The 19,573-nt window shown below is 40.4% G+C and carries 12 protein-coding genes; 8 read left to right on the top strand and 4 right to left on the bottom strand.

What is annotated here, in order from left to right; all coding sequences use genetic code 11:
- Window positions 1-89 precede the first annotated feature (89 nt).
- The 5 genes from rsmA to GYM62_RS09850 all read left to right on the top strand — a co-directional run bounded on the left by rsmA (window position 90) and on the right by GYM62_RS09850 (window position 4,409).
- The gene (rsmA, locus tag GYM62_RS09870) at window positions 90-875 is read left to right on the top strand and encodes a 16S rRNA (adenine(1518)-N(6)/adenine(1519)-N(6))-dimethyltransferase RsmA (RefSeq protein ID WP_219959285.1); all 786 of its coding nucleotides are present in this window, start codon (window positions 90-92) and stop codon (window positions 873-875) included.
- Window positions 862-2,229, top strand: coding sequence for a magnesium transporter (mgtE, locus tag GYM62_RS09865; RefSeq protein WP_219959284.1), 1,368 nt, complete (start codon window positions 862-864; stop codon window positions 2,227-2,229). The genes rsmA and mgtE overlap by 14 nt, the downstream gene beginning before the upstream one ends.
- Before the next feature lie 4 nt (window positions 2,230-2,233).
- Window positions 2,234-3,163, top strand: a complete 930-nt coding sequence (locus GYM62_RS09860; protein ID WP_219959283.1) for a 2-hydroxyacid dehydrogenase — start codon at window positions 2,234-2,236, stop codon at window positions 3,161-3,163.
- 165 nt (window positions 3,164-3,328) lie between these two features.
- Window positions 3,329-3,802: a transcription elongation factor GreA gene (gene greA, locus GYM62_RS09855; protein ID WP_219959282.1), complete on the top strand. Its 474-nt coding sequence runs from the start codon at window positions 3,329-3,331 to the stop codon at window positions 3,800-3,802.
- A 214-nt stretch (window positions 3,803-4,016) separates the two neighbouring features.
- Window positions 4,017-4,409, top strand: a complete 393-nt coding sequence (locus tag GYM62_RS09850) for an HIT family protein (RefSeq protein ID WP_091655244.1) — start codon at window positions 4,017-4,019, stop codon at window positions 4,407-4,409.
- Between the two features lie 283 nt (window positions 4,410-4,692).
- Here the strand turns inward: GYM62_RS09850 and GYM62_RS09845 are convergent, their stop codons facing one another.
- The 4 genes from GYM62_RS09845 to GYM62_RS09830 form a co-directional block, all read right to left on the bottom strand.
- Window positions 4,693-5,127, bottom strand: a complete 435-nt coding sequence (locus tag GYM62_RS09845) for a hypothetical protein (RefSeq protein WP_144603753.1) — start codon at window positions 5,125-5,127, stop codon at window positions 4,693-4,695.
- Between the two features lie 67 nt (window positions 5,128-5,194).
- Entirely contained in the window at window positions 5,195-6,376 is a 1,182-nt protein-coding gene (locus GYM62_RS09840; RefSeq protein ID WP_219959281.1) for a class I SAM-dependent rRNA methyltransferase, read from the bottom strand.
- On the bottom strand, window positions 6,363-7,760 hold the full coding sequence (locus GYM62_RS09835) for a sodium:solute symporter family protein (protein WP_219959280.1): 1,398 nt from the start codon (window positions 7,758-7,760) through the stop codon (window positions 6,363-6,365). Before GYM62_RS09835 ends, GYM62_RS09840 begins: the two co-directional genes overlap by 14 nt.
- A 6-nt stretch (window positions 7,761-7,766) precedes the next feature.
- Complete coding sequence (locus GYM62_RS09830; protein ID WP_219959279.1) at window positions 7,767-9,386, bottom strand: ABC-F family ATP-binding cassette domain-containing protein; 1,620 nt, start codon at window positions 9,384-9,386, stop codon at window positions 7,767-7,769.
- Between the two features lie 166 nt (window positions 9,387-9,552).
- Between GYM62_RS09830 and GYM62_RS09825 the strand changes: the two genes are divergently transcribed.
- The 3 genes from GYM62_RS09825 (at window position 9,553) to GYM62_RS09815 (ending at window position 19,556) form a co-directional block, all read left to right on the top strand.
- Window positions 9,553-12,693, top strand: coding sequence for a PKD domain-containing protein (locus tag GYM62_RS09825; RefSeq protein ID WP_219959278.1), 3,141 nt, complete (start codon window positions 9,553-9,555; stop codon window positions 12,691-12,693).
- Between the two features lie 36 nt (window positions 12,694-12,729).
- The gene (locus tag GYM62_RS09820; RefSeq protein WP_219959277.1) at window positions 12,730-16,410 is read left to right on the top strand and encodes a PKD domain-containing protein; all 3,681 of its coding nucleotides are present in this window, start codon (window positions 12,730-12,732) and stop codon (window positions 16,408-16,410) included.
- A 137-nt stretch (window positions 16,411-16,547) separates the two neighbouring features.
- On the top strand, window positions 16,548-19,556 hold the full coding sequence (locus tag GYM62_RS09815) for a PKD domain-containing protein (protein WP_219959276.1): 3,009 nt from the start codon (window positions 16,548-16,550) through the stop codon (window positions 19,554-19,556).
- Window positions 19,557-19,573: the final 17 nt, after the last annotated feature.

The raw sequence follows: 19,573 nt of genomic DNA, 5'->3' as shown, positions 1-19,573 counted from the left end.
AAAAGAATGGCCTAATCTTGAACTTAGGCCTTTAGGAATATTGTCTTAATTTTAGGCTGCAATTTATAAAAATTTATCTGAGCTATTCGATGCAGAACGTCAGACCCAAAAAACATCTGGGCCAACATTTTCTGACCGACCTTAGTATTGCCGAGCGAATAGCTCAAGCAGTGCAAGGCCATGGAGATGTAGGCTGCGTATTGGAAATCGGCCCCGGAATGGGAGTGCTGACAGATTTTCTGTTGAAAAACCCCTTGGAACTATATCTAATAGATATTGATTCTGAGTCCATAGCTTATCTGCATCAGAAATATCCCCAGCTTGGAGGGAAAATCATTGAAGGGGATTATTTAAAGGAGAATTTAGATGCTGTTTTACCGGAGCGTTATGCCATAGCCGGAAACTTCCCTTACAATATTTCTTCTCAGATCTTTTTTAGGGTTTTGGAAGAAAGGCAAAAAGTAACTGAGGTAGTTTGCATGCTTCAGAAAGAAGTCGCGCAGCGAATTGCTTCTCCAAAAGGAAATAAAGATTATGGTATTTTGTCTGTTTTGCTTCAGGCATATTATTCTATAGAATATTTGTTTTCCGTTCCTCCCGGTGTTTTCAATCCCCCTCCGAAAGTAAATTCCGGAGTGATTCGCTTGACAAGAAACCAAACAGATAAACTGGATTGTAATGAAAAGCTTTTCTTCCAGGTTGTCAAAGGTGGTTTTGGAAATAGGAGAAAGACATTACGGAATTCTCTGAAATCATTTCAGCTTGCTGAGGAGTTTAAAAGCCATCCTATTTTGGATAAGCGAGCAGAACAGTTAGATGTGGCTGATTTTGTGTTTTTAACCCAACAAATCGAAGCTTCCCGTGGAAATCATTAAGCAATTTGAACTTTCAAAAGAATACCTAGAAAGCCTTAGGTTGGCGATCGAGTCTGAAGACCTCGTGTTCATCGAGGAGTCTTTGGAAGGGGTAAATGTAGCTGATATCGCAGCCATCCTCGACGAGCTGTCGATGGAGGAGTCTATATATGTGCTCCGTGCTTTAACCAAACAGACAGCTGCTGATATTCTGATAGAGTTGGATGACAATACGCTTTTCAGGGTTTTGAAAGAAATCAATGAAGCTGAGATAGCATCCTACATCGAGTTGATGGATTCTGATGATGGAGCGGATATTTTAAATTTACTGGGTGAGCGTGAGCGGGAGGAAGTTATTTCTCATTTTCAGGATAAACTCAAGTCTGAGCAAGTCTTGGACTTGTTGCGCTATGAAGAAGACACCGCCGGTGGTATCATGGCCAAAGAATTTATCCGAGCCAATAAAAACTGGAATGTCATCCAAACCATCAATGAAATCCGGAGACAGGCTGAGAACGTTGAAAAGATTTTTTCCATTTATGTTGTAAATAATAGACAGCAACTTTTAGGGAGAGTGTCCCTTAAGAAAATAATTTTGGCTGGTGAGAATACCAAAATAGAGGATATTTATGAGGAAGAGGTGATTTCTGTTCCTACCTATATGGATCAGGAGGAGGTAGCTTCTATCATGAGAAAATATGACTTGGAATCTGTCCCGGTTGTCAATGCCAAAAACAAATTGGTGGGTCGGATTACAGTTGATGATATCCTTGACGTAGTGCAGGAAGAAGCTGATGAGGATATCCAAGCTATGGCCGGTATCTCCGGAGATATCGAAGAGTCTGATTCCATTTTTTTGATCACTAAAGCAAGATTGCCTTGGCTATTAATTGGTGTAATGGGAGGATTGATGGGGGCTAAAATCATTGGTTTCTTTGAAGAAGGTTTGAATAAATATTTAGCCTTGGCCTCCTTTATTCCACTGGTGGCAGCTACTGGAGGAAACGTTGGGATTCAAGCAAGCTCTTTGATTGTTCAATCTCTTGCCAATAAATCCATATTTGATGACACACCACTTCAGCGATTTTTTAAAGGCTTACTAATTGCCTTGATCAATGGAGTTGTATTGGGAGGTTTTGTTTTCTTGGTGGTCGTCTTTCTTTATGGTTTTGAGCCAATCTTCGGGGTTACAGTTGGGATTGCCCTGTTCTGTGTGGTACTATTAGCCTCATTTATGGGGACAGTTACTCCGTTAGTCCTAAACCGATTTGGTATCAATCCAGCCATAGCATCCGGTCCATTCATCACCACCACCAATGATTTATTAGGCTTGGCTGTTTACTTCGGCGTTGCCATGCTATTACTCAATTTGTGATTAAATGAAGATTTTGATTATAGACGAGATGCATTTGAGCATCATCGATTTATTGGAAAAAGAAGGTCACCAAGTAGATTATGAGCCTAAAATTTCCAGGTCTGAGATTTTGGAAAAAGTAGCAGGTTATCATGGGCTTGTAATCCGTTCTAAAACTTCCATGGATAGGGAATTATTGGAAAAGGCCAGTCAATTGCAATTTATAGCCAGAGCTGGAGCAGGTTTGGATCAAATTGATTTGGAGTACTTGGTGGAGCGGGGAATCAAATTATTTCATGCTGCCAAAGGAAACCGCGACGCAGTGGCAGAGCATGCAATAGGAGGCTTATTAGCCTTGTTCAATCATGTCATTAAAGCTGATTCCGAAGTGAGAAAAGGAATTTGGGATAGAGAAGGAAATCGAGGACATGAACTAAAGGGGAAAACGGTAGGGATCATGGGTTATGGCAATATGGGAAGCCAGTTTGCCAAAAGGCTTAAAGGTTTTGGAGTTCGAGTGATGGCCTATGATAAATATAAATTGGGCTTTGGCTCGGATGAAGTAGAAGAAGTCATTTGGGAAAAAGTCAAAGCAGAGGCTGATGTGTTAAGTTTGCACATTCCTTTGACTTCGGAAACAAGGAATTTTTTCACCTACGAAGAATTAAAAAGCTTCTCCAAACCTTTTTGGCTGATCAATACCGCAAGGGGTGAAGTCATCAGCTTTGAGGTACTTAATAGAGCATTGGATGAAGGGATACTAAAAGGAGCTGTTTTGGATGTTCTGGAAAATGAAAAATTCAAGAAGTTTACCGATAAGCAAAAAGAGGAGTTTGAAAGACTGACCGCTCGAGATAATGTAATATTTAGTCCACATGTTGCTGGCTGGACTTTTGAATCCTATGAAAAAATCAATAAAGTTCTGGTAAATAGGATAAAAAAGGCTTTTAATTAGTGAATTGAGTGAAAAAACAGGAGGCTTTTATTTTTGAGGCAATTTTGCTTTCTGATTAGAGTTTTTCTATTTTTGCTTTACAAATTCAGGAAGAAAACAAGGTAACGGTCCCTTTCACGCGACCGTTACTTTGTTTTTTGTACCTACTTAACAAAGTGATATTATATGTCAAAAGTACAATACTACACAGAAGAGGGTCTCAAGAGGTTGAAGGATGAACTTCACGAGTTGAAGACCAAAGGAAGATCTGATATTGCAAAGCAGATTGCAGAGGCACGTGACAAGGGGGATTTATCCGAAAACGCCGAGTATGATGCCGCGAAAGATGCACAGGGCCTATTGGAACTTAAAATCGCCAAGTTAGAGGCAGTGGTAGGGAATGCCAGAGTTTTGGATAACTCTCAAATGGACCAATCTAAAGTTGGGATTTTGAGCACGGTAAAAATCAAAAATGTAAAGAATGGGATAACAGTTTCTTACACTTTGGTATCTGAGGAAGAAGCTGATTTGAAAGCGGGGAAAATTTCCTTAGCCTCTCCATTTGGAAAAGGTTTAGTAGGTAAGGCTGTGGGAGATATTGCCGAAATCAACGCTCCAGCAGGAAAGCTTCAGTTTGAAGTTCTAGAGATTTCTTATTGATTTAAAATATTAACAGTTAGGAATCCCGGTTTTCGCCGGGATTTTTTTATTTTAATGATATGTATATCTACTTTTCTACCTATAAGAAAATTATCAGTATAAAAGCTAAGCCTGATGGCTATCAGGGACAAACTTCGGTCTTCGGTCTTCGGTCTCCATTAGCAAAGGGAGATAAGGCTGCTTGAAAAATTCCGAATAATCATATTTAAAAATTATGGCAAGCATATTTACAAAAATCATCAATCGGGAAATTCCCGGACATATCATCGCTGAGGATGAAAACTACATAGCCTTTTTGGACATTATGCCTTTGGTGAAAGGGCATGTTTTGGTAGTTCCCAAACAGGAAGTAGACTATATTTTCAATCTGGAGCCGATGGTCTTATCAGGATTGATGACATTCGCTCAAAAGGTGGCGAAGGCAATGGATAAGACGATCAAGTGTACCCGTATTGGAGTAGCAGTGATAGGATTGGAAGTTCCTCATGTCCATGTGCATTTGGTTCCTTTGAAAACCATGGATGATATTAATTTCACTCGACCTAAACTTAAATTGGAGAAGGAAGAATTGGCAGAAATAGCAGAGCAGATTAAAAAAGGATTTTAAGGGACAGAGAATAAAAGTTAGAATCGAGAAGCTAGAGACGAGAGAATAGAAGAGAGAGGAGTGGCTCAGATTTTCGAGAAAATAAAAAACCGAAGCTTTACAGGCTTCGGTTTTTTTTGGAATTTGTGTGTATGTGTTCTCATCAATAAGATGATAAATATAACTTAGAATTAGCTCAAAGGATCAAAATCCGGAAGCTTCGGTCTCCTGTCTTCGGTCTTCCATTAGGATGAGCAAAGAAGATATGAATACTGGCATGACTACGGATAATCAGTTTTTGCAATTACCCTAACCAATTAGCCCAAGGAATTCTGCTGAGAATTAACACCAATCCTATGGCATACATCATGTAAACACTTCTGAACCTAGCACGGTCACTTTGCAGTTTTTTTGCTCGGATATAACCAATGCTGATCAATACGATAGCAATGATATTGATTAATGGATGCTCTAAAGCAGTTAATCTCGCAGCTGGGTCAGACATTGCCCCTCCCGAAGTTAATAGGCTAAATCCAACTGGGCTGACGAAGTACAAAATCAAACCCACTAACAATTGGGTATGGGCAAGAATAAATGCGACCATTGCGATTTTCCTGTCCTTTTCTGTGAATTCTTTTCCACTGAGAGAACCGATTAGCATCAAAACGATGACAATGATCAAGGCGATTAGAGCCAAATAAGCAAGTCCTGAGTGTAAATGTTGGATTCCTGTATACATATTCGATGATGTTTATAGGGTGAAATTACTTCAAAAGAAATAATACTTGACTAAAATTGTTTGAAATTTACTCCACGTAAAGAACCAGGCCTTTGAGATACTCAGTTTCCGGATGATAAATATTGATTGGATGATCAGCCGGCTGACTTAAGTGATGTAGCACTTTTACTTTTCTGCCAGTTTCCATAGCTGCAGCGGTAATGGTATTGGCAAATAGAATTTTATCGACTACCTGAGAACAGGAAAATGTAAATAGAATTCCCCCGGATTTAATTTTTTTCAATGCCTCTGCATTCAGTCTTTTATAAGCCTGAACAGCATTATGTCTTGCTTTGATATTTTTGGCAAAAGCTGGGGGATCCAGCACGATGAGATCATAATCATCACCGATTTCCCGAATGTATTTCACAACATCTGCCACCTTCGACTCATGTGATCCCTGGATTTGAGGATTGAGCGAGATATTCTCTTCTGTCAGTTCAATAGCTTTTGGAGAAATATCTACAGAATGCACCTCATTTGCTCCTTCTAAGAGCGCTAAAACCGAAAACCCGCCTGAATAGCAGAAGGTGTTCAGGACTTTTTTTCCCTTGGAATAAGAGGCCAAAAGCTTTCTGTTTTCTCTTTGATCAATGAAAAATCCAGTCTTTTGTCCTTTCTCCCAGTCAATTTTATAGGCAGCTCCGTATTCTTTTACTAAATCAGTGGAGGCTTGTCCCCAAACCCATTCATTGCTGCTAATGCCCAGATTTTTTGGAAGGGTTTCTGAACTTTTATCATAAATTCCTTGGATATCCTTGCCGTATACTTCCTGAATTGCTTCAGCTATCTCTCGAATATGTGCATGCATGCCTACATGATGGGCTTGAATGACCGCCGTTCCATTATAAAAATCCACAATCAAACCTGGCAGAAGATCACCTTCCCCATGAATCAGTCTGTAGACATTGGTTTCAGGATTATTGATCAGTTCTAAAGCCTTTCTCAATTCATAAGCGGATTGAATTCTTTTCTTCCAAAAGGAAAGATCAATTTGCTCTTCCTCGAAACTGATAATCCTGACCATGATTGAGCCATGGGAAAAATGACCGATTCCCAAAAAAGTATTTCTTGAAGAGTAAACAGCCACTAGTTGACCTGATTCAAGATCGGAATCCATTTGGGCAATGGCACCTGAAAAAACCCAATGATGCTTTCGGATCAGTGAAATTTCTTTTCCTTTTTTTAAAATTATCTTAGGATAGTTCATAGTTCGGTTTTGATTTGTCAGGGAAGAAATAGCTTCCTGCTATCATGGAAATAATGCTGGCAAATAGTCCATATATGTGAGCATCTACAGAAAGCTCAAAGTTGGGAATGACCAAATAAACGATCATGCCAATTACCATTGACATCAAGGCTCCCACCTTAGAAGCGTTTTTCCAATAAAGTCCTGCTGTCAAGGGTACAAATAAAGATACTAGCATCAAGATAGAGGCTCCAGCGACTAATTCATAAATATTGGATTCCCAACTTGCCATTATTGTTGCGATGATGGCCACAAAGACCACATTCAATCTTAGAATCCATAAGAAATGTCTGTCATCCAGTCTGTCTCCAAAATAGGGCTTAATGATATTCTCTGAAATGATGGCAGCAGGCGCCAGAAGCCCACTACTCGTGGTGCTCATAATTGCTGAAATTAAAGCCCCAAAAAAGACAATCTGTACAGGCAAGCCCCCATGCCTTAATATCATGGAAGGGAGAAGCATTTGCTTATTTTCCAAATAAAGTTCTGGATAGAGCACCTTAGCTCCCAATGCGATAAATAAAGGCAACAAGCCAAAAGTCAAATAAAATGTGCCCGCCAAATAGGTAGAGCGCACCGCTACTTTTTCTGATTTGGAAGCCATGACTCTTTGATAAATATCCTGAGATGGAATAGAGCCTAAGCCCAAAATGATCCACGCTCCGAAATAATTGACCCAGGAAGTGAAATCGGGCTCAGGAAAAAACTGAAAGCTTTCTTCGGGGGCTTGAGAAAGTATTTCCTGAACGCCTCCTGCTTCTTGAGCCACCAATATTGCAACCCAAACCAGTCCAATAACTATCATAGTGGTTTGGATGAAATCGGTAATCGATATAGCCCACATACCGCCCAAAAATGTATAGAATACTACAATTCCTGCAGCGATGAGAATTCCTTCTAAAAGGCTTAAATCAGTTACTGCTCCCAGCACCAAACTTAAGGCGACAAGCTGGGCCGCTACATAGCCAAAGTAGGCTGGAATCATGAAAACCGAGGCGAAAAACTCAACTCTTTTCCCGAAAATTCTTTTAAATACATCACCGATAGTAAGAACTCCCATTCTGTACATGGGGCGTAAATAAAACATACCGAATAAAACCAAGCATAGTGCTCCTCCGAATGGATCTTCAATAACTCCAATTAAGCCTTCTTCTAGGTATACAGAGGATGCTCCAAAGATAGTTTCAGAGCCAAACCAAGTCGCAAATAGGGCAGAGGCAGAAAGAAAAAGCGGGAGAGATCGTCCCGCTAATACAAAATCATTGGAGTTTTTAACCAGCTTGGAAGACCAAGCCCCGATTCCCACCGTGATAGCGAGATAAGCTATGATGGCAAGAAGCAGCAAGGCAAATTAACTTTTAGCGTACATTTTCTCGCGAAGTGCCTTGATCTCCTCACTTTCCAAATAGTCATCGTATGGCATTCTGCGATCGATGGTTCCATTTGGGGTAAATTCTATGATTCTATTGACAGATGACTGTACAAATGCATGGTCATAAGATGACATTAAGACTGTTCCTGGAAACTCAATGACTGCATTGTTGAAAGCAGTAATAGATTCCAAGTCCAAGTGGTTGGTAGGCTCATCCATTACCAATAGGTTAGGATTTTGCAACATCATCTTAGAGATCATGCATCGAACTTTTTCACCACCGGAAAGAACCGTACATTTTTTCAAAGTTTCTTCTCCCGTGAAAAGCATTCTTCCCAAGAAGGTTCTAACGGATGCTTCTTCCTGATTACTGGAATATTGTCTCAACCAATCGATCAGGTTAAGATCTGAATTGAAGTACTTGGAGTTATCATTCGGCAAGTAGGCCTTATTGATGGTAACTCCCCATTTGAAAGAGCCTTTGGTAGCAGGAATCTCTTCCATAATGGTTTGGAAAAATTTATTTACCGCCTGCTTGGTCTTAGAGATAAAGGCAATTTTATCTCCTATGTCTACCATTAGATTTACATCGGTAAAGTAAGTAACCCCATCCTGCTTTAATTCCAGGTTTTCGGTCATAAAAATCTGGTCCCCGGCTTCTCTTTCCGGTTTGAACATAATGCCCGGATACTTTCTAGAAGATGGCTCAATATCATCCACGTTCAATTTCTCCAACATCTTCTTTCTGGCAGTTGCCTGCTTGGACTTTGCCACGTTGGCAGAGAATCTGGCAATAAATTCCTGTAATTCTTTTCGCTTTTCTTCAGCTTTCTTGTTTTGATCAGAACGCTGTTTCAAAGCTAATTGGGAGGACTCATACCAGAATGTATAGTTACCGGAGTAAATCTTAATCTTTCCGAAGTCTATGTCCACAATGTGTGTTGATACGGCATCTAAAAAGTGACGGTCGTGAGAAACTACGATAACGAGGTTTTTGAAGTTGACCAAGAAATCTTCTAACCACACGATGGTGTCAGCATCCAAGTCGTTGGTTGGTTCATCCAAAATCAAGATATCAGGATTCCCGAATAAAGCTTGAGCTAGGAGAACCCTTACTTTTTGATTACCCGCCAGGTTTTTCATTGGCTGATAGTGCAAATCCTCCGAAATCCCCAAGCCTGAAAGTAGGGCAGCGGCATCAGATTCTGCATTCCAACCATCCATTTCAGCGAATTCTGCCTCCAACTCGGAAGCTCTGATTCCGTCCTCTTCAGAAAAATCAGCTTTCATATAGATAGCATCTTTTTCAGACATGATGGAATATAGCTTTTTATGGCCCATCAAAACCGTTTTAAGAACTTCTACTTCGTCGAATTCAAAATGGTTCTGCTTCAAAACAGCCATTCTTTGACCAGGAGTGATGTTGATGGATCCTGAGGTACTATCTATATCTCCGGAGAGGATTTTAAGAAAGGTAGATTTGCCCGCACCGTTTGCGCCAATCACACCATAGCAATTGCCGGGAGTAAATTTAAGATTGACATCTTCGAAAAGGGTTCTTTTTCCAAATTTGAGGGAAAGATTATCTACTGAAATCATGTATTAGCTTCTTTTTTTTGAAGGCGCAAAGATAGGAATTATTATATTCCTTTTCCTGTAATACCAGACCATTTACATGATAATCCCTAACATCTGACACCTTTTACCAACAATATTTTAATCAGATGCTTATATTGAAAAATTATAGTTCCCTTAACTGAGCAGAATGAGGAAATTTTACCTGACAACAATTCTTTTAATCATTTTTCTGGCGAAAAGTACTTTCTCTTTTGCTCAGCTTTCTACTGTGGGAAAAGAATTCTGGGTGGGATTCATGGATAATAACCGAGTACCACCTTCAGGAAATTCAAATGGAGCACCTGATTTTGCCGTTTTGATTTTAACAGCCAGCGAAAATTCAACAGGAACTATTGAGTACTTGGGACAATCGGTAAGTTTTTCCATGACAGCTGGACAACAATACACCCTCAGAGTACCTTCTGAAGATTTAGATTTATTGCATAGGAACTCAGCAACCACAGAAAATAAGGGAATTTATATTTCAAGTACTGGAAAAATTGCTGTTCACGCATATAATGAACGCTTTAGAAGTGCTGATGGAACTGTGGTTTTGCCGGTTGGAGCATTGGGAACGGACTATTACATTACTTCTCACTATGAGACTTTGACCGCAGATGTGAATTTCAATGGGAATATCAACGATGAGAGTACCATGTTGGTCATCGCAACCGAAGACAATACTCAGATTGAAATCACTACTTCTGTCAATACCTTAGGAGGAGGAAACCCGGGAGTGCCCTTATCAATCAACTTGAATAGGGGGCAGAGTTATCAGCTGAAAGCCAAAGAAGATATGACTGGAACCCGGGTTAGGGTGATAGGAGAAAATGCTAATGAGTGTAAAAAGATTGCAGTTTTTGGAGGAAATAAATGGACCTCAGTAGGGAATTGTGGTGCGGCAAATGATCATTTGTTTCAGCAAGCTTATCCAGTGAATACTTGGGGGACTTCATTTGTTCATGTGGCACTGTCAGGTAGAACTTCTGGGGAATTAGTCAAAGTTTTAGGCTCTGAGGACAATACAGGTGTGCGTGTCAATGGAGTTTCTGTTGGGACAGTAAATAGAGGAACTTGGATCCCCATCGAATTTGGCATTAACGAGTCTGGAAAAATTGAAACTTCTAAGCCTTCTTCGGTGACAGTGTTTTCAAAAAGCCAAGCCTGTAATCAGCCAAATTCTCCAAATTCGAATACTGGAGATCCCTTCATGATTACCTATAGCCCATCAGAGCAATTTTTAAAGGACTTAACCTTTCAGTCCCTTGCCTTGCCATCCATAGTTAATCATTATGTAAATATTGTAGTCAAGGCAGGAAGCCAAAATTCAACTATTCTGGATGGTCAAAATATAGGGGCATTATTTTCAACTCTTCCCGGAGATTCAGATTTTCAATATGCCCGTGTTAATATCTCGCAAGGTGTACATAGACTTTCCAATCCGGAAGGTTTTGCAGCCTACGCCTACGGTTTTGGGGATTTAGAATCTTACGGATATGCAGCTGGTGCCGCTTTGGATAATTTGAATTTCAAAACAGAATCCGAATATGAATTTGATGTCCAGGGTGAAAATATTGCCTGTTTAAATCAGGTAGGTGATTGGATCATCAATTCTGAAAACCCAGATTTCACCTATTTTGTCTGGGATTTTGGAGATGGTAGTGATATCCAAGAAGGTGCTCAGGTGACTCACACCTTTACCGAGCCAGGAGAATATGAGGTAAGTGTTTTGGCTGCTATCAGCCCTAATTCATGCGATCAAAGAGAGGAGGTAACCTTCAGTGTCACTGTTTTGGAAACAGAAGGAGAGTTGTTGGGAGCAGAGTCTGTCTGCCCTGATGTCGAGGAATTACTTTATTCATTCAAAGCTATTGAAAATGTCAGTAGGGTTGAATTTGAGGTAGAGGGTGGAGAAATTATCGAAACCACTGATAATTCAGTTCTAATTAATTGGGGGCCGGCCAATGATGCCGCCTTTGTCAAAGCAATTCCTTATTCCTTAAACGGTTGTCCTGGAGAACCAATCATAAAATCAGTAGTAATTAATCAGCGAATTGAAGCGGAAGATCCTGAGGGAGTAATGCAGGTTTGTTTTGATCCTATTGTTTTCCACACTTATTCTGCTCCAAATGCTTCTTCAGGAAGAGGATATACTTGGACTGTGACGGGGGGAGAGATTGTTTCAGGTCAAGGGAGTTCAGAGATTGAGGTTTCCTGGAATCAGCCCGGTGTTTTAGGGGCTGTTTCTTATAAGGTTTTTAGTTTGGTGGATGAACTTTGTGAAGGAGAATCTTCTGAAATAGAAGTGATAGTAGAAGATGAGTTTGTAGTCAATGTAGCTCGACTGCTTCCAATTTCCTGTTCGGGATTGAACTCAGGAGAAATTGGATTGGAAGTAATTGGCGGAGTTGCTCCATACACCTTTGAATGGTCCCATGATTCAGGACTAGCTTCTGCTGATGCTTTAGAATTGGTAGCTGGCCTATATTCAGTGAAAGTCACAGATCAGTTGGGCTGTGAAAGACTTTTAGAAAACCTGGAAATAATTCAGCCTGAACCTTTAGCTATCCAGTCTATCAGTCCCGTTGGGACTTCCTGTTTTGGTAAACCTGATGGAGCTGTAAGCTTTACAATAACTGGAGGTGTAGCTCCTTATACAATTGATTATCAGGGTTTAAATACCTTCAATGGAAGTATAACTTTATCAGGTATGCCTCAAGGTGTATATTCTTGGGAATTGTTGGATGCCAATGGATGTAGCATTCCGCTAGATTTTGAAATAACATCACCTATAGCTCTTGAAGTAGATGTAAGGATGGAGAAGCCTGCTTGCCCAGGTGGTAGTAATGGAGAATTATTTGCCTTTCCCGCTGGTGGAGTCGGACCTTATGTGTATACTTGGGAATTCCAATCCACCCTTGGTAATCAATTACTTGCTGTTCCGAAAGGAAATTATGCTGTTTCTGTCACAGATGGCTCAGGATGTGTAAGCTTAGGCGAAGGTATAGTCGAAGAAGCTGAACCTGAGGTTAGACTTCCAACAGGATATTTTCCTCAAAGAGATAAGGATCTCTTCGAAGGTATATCTAACTGTGAGTTGCAATTCCAACTCTGGATATACGATAGATGGGGTCAACTTATCTATACAGGTACTGAGGGATGGGATGGCACGGTTTCTGGAGTGAATGCGCCATCAGGAACTTATTCCTATGTCTTCCAATATTCATTTTTGTTGGAAGATGAATTAAAAGTAGAAAACAAATCCGGAGCTTTTGCTCTTATTAAATAGCTAGATCACCCTAATCTGCTTATGCCTTATATTTAAATGAAACACGCAAAAAGATTCTTTTTAATCTTTTTGGTGTTGAGTTCATTTTTCCTGAGCGAAGGTAGTTTCGCCCAGTTGAGCACCGTCGGTACGGAGTTTTATTTCGGGTTTATGGAAAATAACCTGAAAGAAAACAATGAGGATAAAGCCCTAATATCCATTACGGCTTCGGAAGACGCTATTGGCTATATTCAGTACTTGGGTAAGACGATAAACTTTTCAATAGCCAAGGGAAAAATATTTACTCATGAAATTCCCACCACAGCGACTGAAGACATCATTCATCGTTCTTCGGGTGTTATTAGAAATAAAGGCGTTTATATTTTTTCTTCCGGCAAAATAGCTGTCCATGCGTTCAACCTCAGGTCTACCAGTTCAGACGGAAGTGTTATTCTGCCATTTACAGCGATAGGCAAGGATTATATTGTCACTGCTCATTATAATGACATCAGTCTTTCCCCCAATAATTTTGAAAGCACCGTGCTGATTGTTTCGGCAGAGAATAATACAGAAGTTGAAATTAATCCTACCGTACCTACTGTCAATGGATTTGCAGCCGGTTCACCTGTGAAAATCACTCTAAATAAAGGTCAAAGTTATCAATTAAAAGGACAAGGCGATTTAACAGGAACACGAGTAAAGGTGGTCAATTCTGGCTCTGATGATTGTAAAAGAGTTGCCGTTTTCGGAGGGAATAAAATGACTCAGGGGGGAACCTGCGGTTCTACATCAGATCACTTATTTCAACAGACATATCCGCTTTTTACCTGGGGAAAAGAATTCATTCACATTCCTCTTTTGGAAAGGACAGCCGGAGAATTAGTCAAAGTGGTGGCTTCTCAAAATAATACCACCATCGAAGTCAGTGGCTTAGCAACTGTGACTCTGAATGAAGGTGAATTTTACATCTATGATTTTAAGTCTACTGATATTGCCACTATCAAGTCTGATAAACCCATAGCAACTACGGCAATTGCGAAAAGTCAGGACTGTGATACTCCGGGTCCTCTTAAATTTGGAGACCCTTTGATGATCACCTACAATCCAAATAATGAAAGGATATCTTCCATCGTTTTTAATTCCCTGCAGTCATATGGATTCCTTAGGCATTTTGTCAATGTGATTGTTCCAGCTGAATCAGTGAACGAAACGATTTTGAATGGAAAAAACATCGGAGATCAATTCAAAGCCGTTCCAGGAAATCCTAATTTTCACTATGCTCAGATCAAATTAAGTGGAGGTACAAATTCACTTTCTAATCCTAAAGGATTGATTGCCTATGCCTATGGAACCGGTAATTTGAATTCCTACGGCTTTTCTGCAGGAGCAAATTTTGAAAGTTCTGAATACGAGGCAGATAGTAAATATGAATTTGAGGTAGTAGGTGAAAGAGTGGCTTGTTTTGGTCAGGAGGCTACTTGGATGATTCAACCTGAAAGTAAGATTTACACTCAGTTTAAATGGGATTTTGGTGATGGTTCTGACCCTGTTTTTGGGCAAGAAGCCAAGCATACATTTACAAAAGAAGGGAAATTCACTGTTTCTGTCTTAGCTTCCAACGGAGCAGCCAGCTGTGCCTTAGAAAGAACCTATTCTTTTGATGTGGAAGTTCTAAAGGTACTAGCAGAGATCAAAGGGGAAACCAATGTTTGTCCCGGAAGTACTCAAGTTTACGAATTAGGAGAGACTGCCAATTTCGAAAAGCTGGAATGGCTTGAGGTAATCGGTGGAGAAATAGTGAGCCAATCAGCTAATTCTTTAACGGTGAAATGGAGTGAAACTTCTGATGCCGGTCAAATCAAAGCGGTGGCTTTTGCACCAAATGGATGTAGAGGAGAAGAAATAATTCTGGATATAGAACTTGGAAGTACAGGGCTTGATGTAATTCCACTCGGCCCTGAAAGTATTTGTGGAATACAAGATGAGTCTCTGGTTTATGAAATTCCCGCAGATTTTGAATTCGCTGGGTCAATCTTGTGGGAAGTGATAGGGGGAAAGATTACTGGTGAGGCAGATCAAAAGCAAGTTGCAATTTTATGGGATGATGATGCAGAGGTGCGCAAGGTATTTTTTACGCTTTCCAATACAGAGGATGCATGTGGAGGTATTTCTAAGAAATTGACTGTTGAAAAACTGGATAAAATACTTTTTGAGAATGCCCAAATAATTGGAAATCAAGAAGTTTGTCTGGGTTCAGAAATTACCTACACTTTTTCATCTACAACTCCATTTGGAAATTTGGATTGGGTAGATGTAAGAGGAGGTTCAATCTTGGAAACAGGCAATGATTTTGTGAAAATTCGATGGATTGAGGAAACTGAAAATATGGGGCTTTCACTGATACCATACAATGAATCTGATTGCCCTGGTGATTTGATATCTCTGGACGTCCGAATAAAGGAATCAGAAGTTTTACCGAAGCCGAAAGGAATTGAAACCCTTTGCGGACCCGATTTTCCTGATCAAGTCTATGAAGTCCCAAATCCTCAGACAGGAGTTCAATATTCTTGGGCTATTCAAGGAGGAGAAATCATCGGTGAAAATACCGGTAAATCAGTTACCGTAAGATGGAAGAATTCCAGCGAAGGGAAAGTCATTTCTTATTCGGAGCAAATCCAGGATCCAAGCATTTGTCCTAGAAGCTCAGAGGTTCTTAAGATTAAGTCAGGAGAACCAATTTTGCTTCAAGAGCAGATAGAGACATTGGCTTCTTGTCCAGGTGAAACCAATGGTGCTTTGGAGATCAAAGTGAAAGGGGGGACAGGTAATTATGAATTTGAATGGGAAGGATATCCTACTGTAAAAGGAAATAAGCTTGAAAATATTGCTGCCGGTGAATACCAAGTAACTGTTAAAGATGTATCAGGTTGTGGGATAGCCGAATTTAGCTTGACCTTATCAGAGCCCAAAGGATTGGAGTTAACCCGAGAATTGGAATACATGAGAACCACTTGCTCAGATTCGGGTGATGGTGGTTTTATCGCTTATTTGACAGGAGGCAAGGCACCTTATAAGGTGGAAGGTTTTGATTCTACTTGGGATGGTGAAAAACTGACCGTGAAAGGATTGTCAAAAGGTCCATTTACCCTTTTCGTCCTAGATGCTACCAATTGTAGCTTAGCAGTAGATGGGGTGATTGGAGGTACTGAGGAGTTAAAGGTCAGCTTCGTAGAAGAAAGTGAAAGTTGTCCCGGAGGAAGTTTTGGAAGGTTGGCTGTAAAAGTTGAAGGTGGTGTAGGACCTTATCAATATGCTTGGGACTTGGGCTCTGGAATCGCAGAGGTCCGCTCTACTTCTAGTACCTCAAATTTTGGATCTAACTTCATCAGTGATATGCCTTCCGGAGAGTATGCTGTTACGGTGACGGATAGTAATGGCTGTCAGGTAATGGCCTATGGAAGGATTTCAGAAACTAGTCCGCAGGTTCGAATGCCTACAGGATACCTGCCTTCTGATGGATTGTATTATCCTGTTTCTAATTGCTCTCTGGACTATACCCTCAAAGTTTTCGATAGATGGGGAGGGATGGTCTACGTCGGAACTGAAGGTTGGGATGGTATGATTAAAGGAAATGAAGCTCCAGTTGGAACATATACTTTTGTCTTGAGTTACACATTCAGCAAAGAAGGTGAAATAGAGACAGAAGAAAAGTCTGGAATTTTCACCTTAATCAGGTAAATTTCTGATTCAGGAGACTTTAGCAGATGAATTCAGTGTGGAAAAGGGCGATTTGGACATTCTTGCCAATTTTTTTGGTATGCTTTTCCGCTTTTTCCCAAAATAGTACCCTAGGTAGAGATTTTTATATTGGTTTCATGGATAATAACCGCAGGAACTCTCAGCCTGATAAAGTCGTGGTTATCATAACAGCCAATGAAAAAGCCTCAGGAATCATTCAAACCCCCAAACAGGCAATCTCATTTTCTCTAGAAGCCGGTCAGCAACTGATCCGAGAATTTGATGGAGAAGATGAAGGAGTTATTCATAGAGAAAGTGGACAGGTAGAGTATAGACCCTTTAAAATCACCTCTTCGGGCGATTTGGCTGTCCATGCGATCAATGGAAGACAATACAGCACAGACGGAACTGTGGTGCTTCCTTACAGCTCATTAAGCACCGAATACCTGGTCATGGCTCATTATGATGTTTTCGGACCAGGTCAAAATCCAGGAAGTAATCAAAATTTTGAAAGTACTTTACTGGTTGTTGCCACAGAAAATGATACAGAAATTGAGATCATTCCTGCTGCAAGAACAGTCAATACCATTCCTGCTGGAGCACCAATTCGGATTGTGTTGAATGAGGGAGAAAGTTATCAAGTCAAGGCAGAAGGAGATTTGACAGGTTCCAGAATAAAGGTTTTAAATGCCAATCAAAATAATTGCAAACTCATAGCAGTTTTTGGAGGTAATAAGACCAGCTCTGCAGGAGATTGCGGAACCAGTGGAGACCACATTTTCCAGCAGGCATATCCTATTCAAACCTGGGGTAAAGAATATATTCATATTCCTTTAGCAGGAAGAACATCCGGTGAAATAGTAAAGGTATTAGCCTCACAGGATGGAACTATTGTACGAATAAACGGAGAGGTGAAGGCAACTTTAAATGCCAGACAAAGCGCCAAATTTGAGTTTGGTAAGAATGACATCGCCAGAATAGATGCAAATAAACCCATCTCTGCGGCTGTGATTGCAAAAAGTGCGGCTTGCAATGAATTTGGCGTTGCGCCTTTAGGAGATCCTTCTTTATTTGTTTTGAGTCCAAACTCACAAATGCTCAAGAATATAATTTTTTCTACCGGCAAGCTCATTGGTGGGTTTAATCAAAATATCGAGCATTATTTAACGCTATTAGTAAATTCAGGTACAGAGGGTCAAACTACCCTGAATGGCCAAAACGTTGGTGGTAATTTTTTACAAGTTTCCGGCACGAACTTGAGCTATACGAGAATCAAAGTTCCATTTGGAGTTAATTCTGTTTCAAACCCAGAAGGTTTGATAGGATATGTGTATGGGTCTGGCTCTATTGAGTCCTATGGATTTGCTATTGGTGCAAGTTTAGAAAATGTCCAGTTTGAAACTGAAACGAGCTATGAATTTGAAGTAGAAGGAGAGAGGGTTGCCTGTCTCAATCAAGAAGGGCTTTGGAAGATTATTCCCGAAGATCCCAAATTCATTAATTTCTTTTGGAATTTTGGTGATGGGACTACAAGTAAAAGTGGTCAGGAAGTCTCTCATATTTTTACAAAAAAAGGGACTTATGAGGTAGTTATAACTGCTTCTACAGGAACAGGAGCTTGTGATAGCGAAACAGAATTCAAATTTGAAATAGAAGTTACTTTTGTCGAAGCTGACTTGAAAGGGCCTGCCTCTCTTTGTCCCGGTGCTGAAGGTATTCGATATTATCTTGAAAATTCTCTCAATATAGATCAAGTGATTTGGGAAATAGAAGGAGGGGAGATCACTCAAAGTAATGAGGAATTTGCCTTAGTGAATTGGGATGTAGTTGAAGGCACAGGACTTATTCGCCTTACACCTATTGCTGAGAATGGTTGTCTAGGAGAGGTTTTGGAGATCGAGGTAGAAATCCAGAATAATATTGAGCCAGAAATACCTTCCGGACAGGCAGGACTATGCGGAAGTACCATCGAGCCGCTAACCTACACTGTACCTTATCCAGTGGATGGAAAAGATTATTTCTGGCAGGTTAGCGGAGGTCAAATTCTATCCGGTCAATCGACTGAAGAGATCGTAGTTTTGTGGGATGAAAATGCCTCTGAAAGAAGTGTTTTTTATGAAGAAAGCTTGTCATCTGATCCCTCTTGCTTCGGCGTTTCCAAAATTTTAAACATCGGATCTTTTGATGCACTTACTGTAACTGAAGGAAATAAAATTTCTCCTTCATGTCCTGGAGAAAGTGATGGGGAAATTTTCCTATCCATAGAAGGAGGTTCTGGAGATTTTATATTTGAATGGGAGGGATTTCCGGAAAATCAGGAGGATTACTTAAAAAACATACCTGCTGGTAGCTATCAGTTGAAAGTGATCGATCAAGCCGGCTGCGGAGAAATTCAGTTGAATATATCCCTGGAGGATCCTAAACCCATTTTGATTAATAGAATTGCGGTGACCGATGTAAGTTGTGCTGCTGAGTCCAATGGAGGAGCTGTCTTGGAAATTTCTGGCGGTGAACCGCCTTATCAAGTAATTGGATTTGAATCTGAATGGGATGGGGCCCGTCTTTCATTTTCAGGATTGAGCAAAGGAACTTTCCAGCTTTTACTAGAAGACTCCAAATCTTGTACTTTACCATTCGAATTGGTGATTAATGGTCCTGATCCCCTTGATTTGGAATTTGAGGAACTGGCACCGGGTTGTCCAGGAGGGCTTGATGGGGCATTGGAAGTTAAAGTTTCTGGAGGAACTCCACCTTATACTTATCAGTGGGAAAATGGCGAAGCATTGGCACTTTTGGAAAACCTTCCTTCAGGTGAATTTTCGGTGATAGTCACAGATTCACAAGGCTGCCAAATTTCAGGTTTGGGTAAGGTGTCGGAATCGAGGCCTCAGGTTCGAATGCCTACCGGTTTTTCCCCCAAGGAGGGCCCTTATCAACCTATATCCAATTGTAGCATCAGTTATAAATTAATGATTTTCAACCGATGGGGACAATTGATTTTTTCTGGGACAGAAGGATGGGATGGGAATCACAATGCCAATCCTATGCCGCCTGGAGCCTATTCCTACTATATATCCTATCAGTATAGCTTGGAAAATGGTTTGAATACTGATGAGAAACGAGGAACATTTACCTTAATCAATTAAAGATTTGATCAAAAATT

Source organism: Algoriphagus sp. NBT04N3, from assembly GCF_019443765.1.
Lineage (GTDB): Bacteria > Bacteroidota > Bacteroidia > Cytophagales > Cyclobacteriaceae > Algoriphagus > Algoriphagus ornithinivorans.
This window is presented reverse-complemented; position numbering and strand designations above follow the sequence as displayed.

Excerpts from the sequence above, each read along its gene's own strand:
- GYM62_RS09815 (WP_219959276.1), top strand. The coding sequence starts at position 16,548 with ATGGATAATAACCGCAGGAACTCTCAGCCTGATAAAGTCGTGGTTATC.
- GYM62_RS09860 (WP_219959283.1), top strand. The coding sequence starts at position 2,234 with ATGAAGATTTTGATTATAGACGAGATGCATTTGAGCATCATCGATTTA.
- GYM62_RS09850 (WP_091655244.1), top strand. The coding sequence starts at position 4,017 with ATGGCAAGCATATTTACAAAAATCATCAATCGGGAAATTCCCGGACAT.
- GYM62_RS09840 (WP_219959281.1), bottom strand. The coding sequence starts at position 6,376 with ATGAACTATCCTAAGATAATTTTAAAAAAAGGAAAAGAAATTTCACTG.
- GYM62_RS09845 (WP_144603753.1), bottom strand. The coding sequence starts at position 5,127 with ATGTATACAGGAATCCAACATTTACACTCAGGACTTGCTTATTTGGCT.
- greA (WP_219959282.1), top strand. The coding sequence starts at position 3,329 with ATGTCAAAAGTACAATACTACACAGAAGAGGGTCTCAAGAGGTTGAAG.
- GYM62_RS09820 (WP_219959277.1), top strand. The coding sequence starts at position 12,730 with ATGAAACACGCAAAAAGATTCTTTTTAATCTTTTTGGTGTTGAGTTCA.
- rsmA (WP_219959285.1), top strand. The coding sequence starts at position 90 with ATGCAGAACGTCAGACCCAAAAAACATCTGGGCCAACATTTTCTGACC.
- GYM62_RS09830 (WP_219959279.1), bottom strand. The coding sequence starts at position 9,386 with ATGATTTCAGTAGATAATCTTTCCCTCAAATTTGGAAAAAGAACCCTT.
- GYM62_RS09825 (WP_219959278.1), top strand. The coding sequence starts at position 9,553 with ATGAGGAAATTTTACCTGACAACAATTCTTTTAATCATTTTTCTGGCG.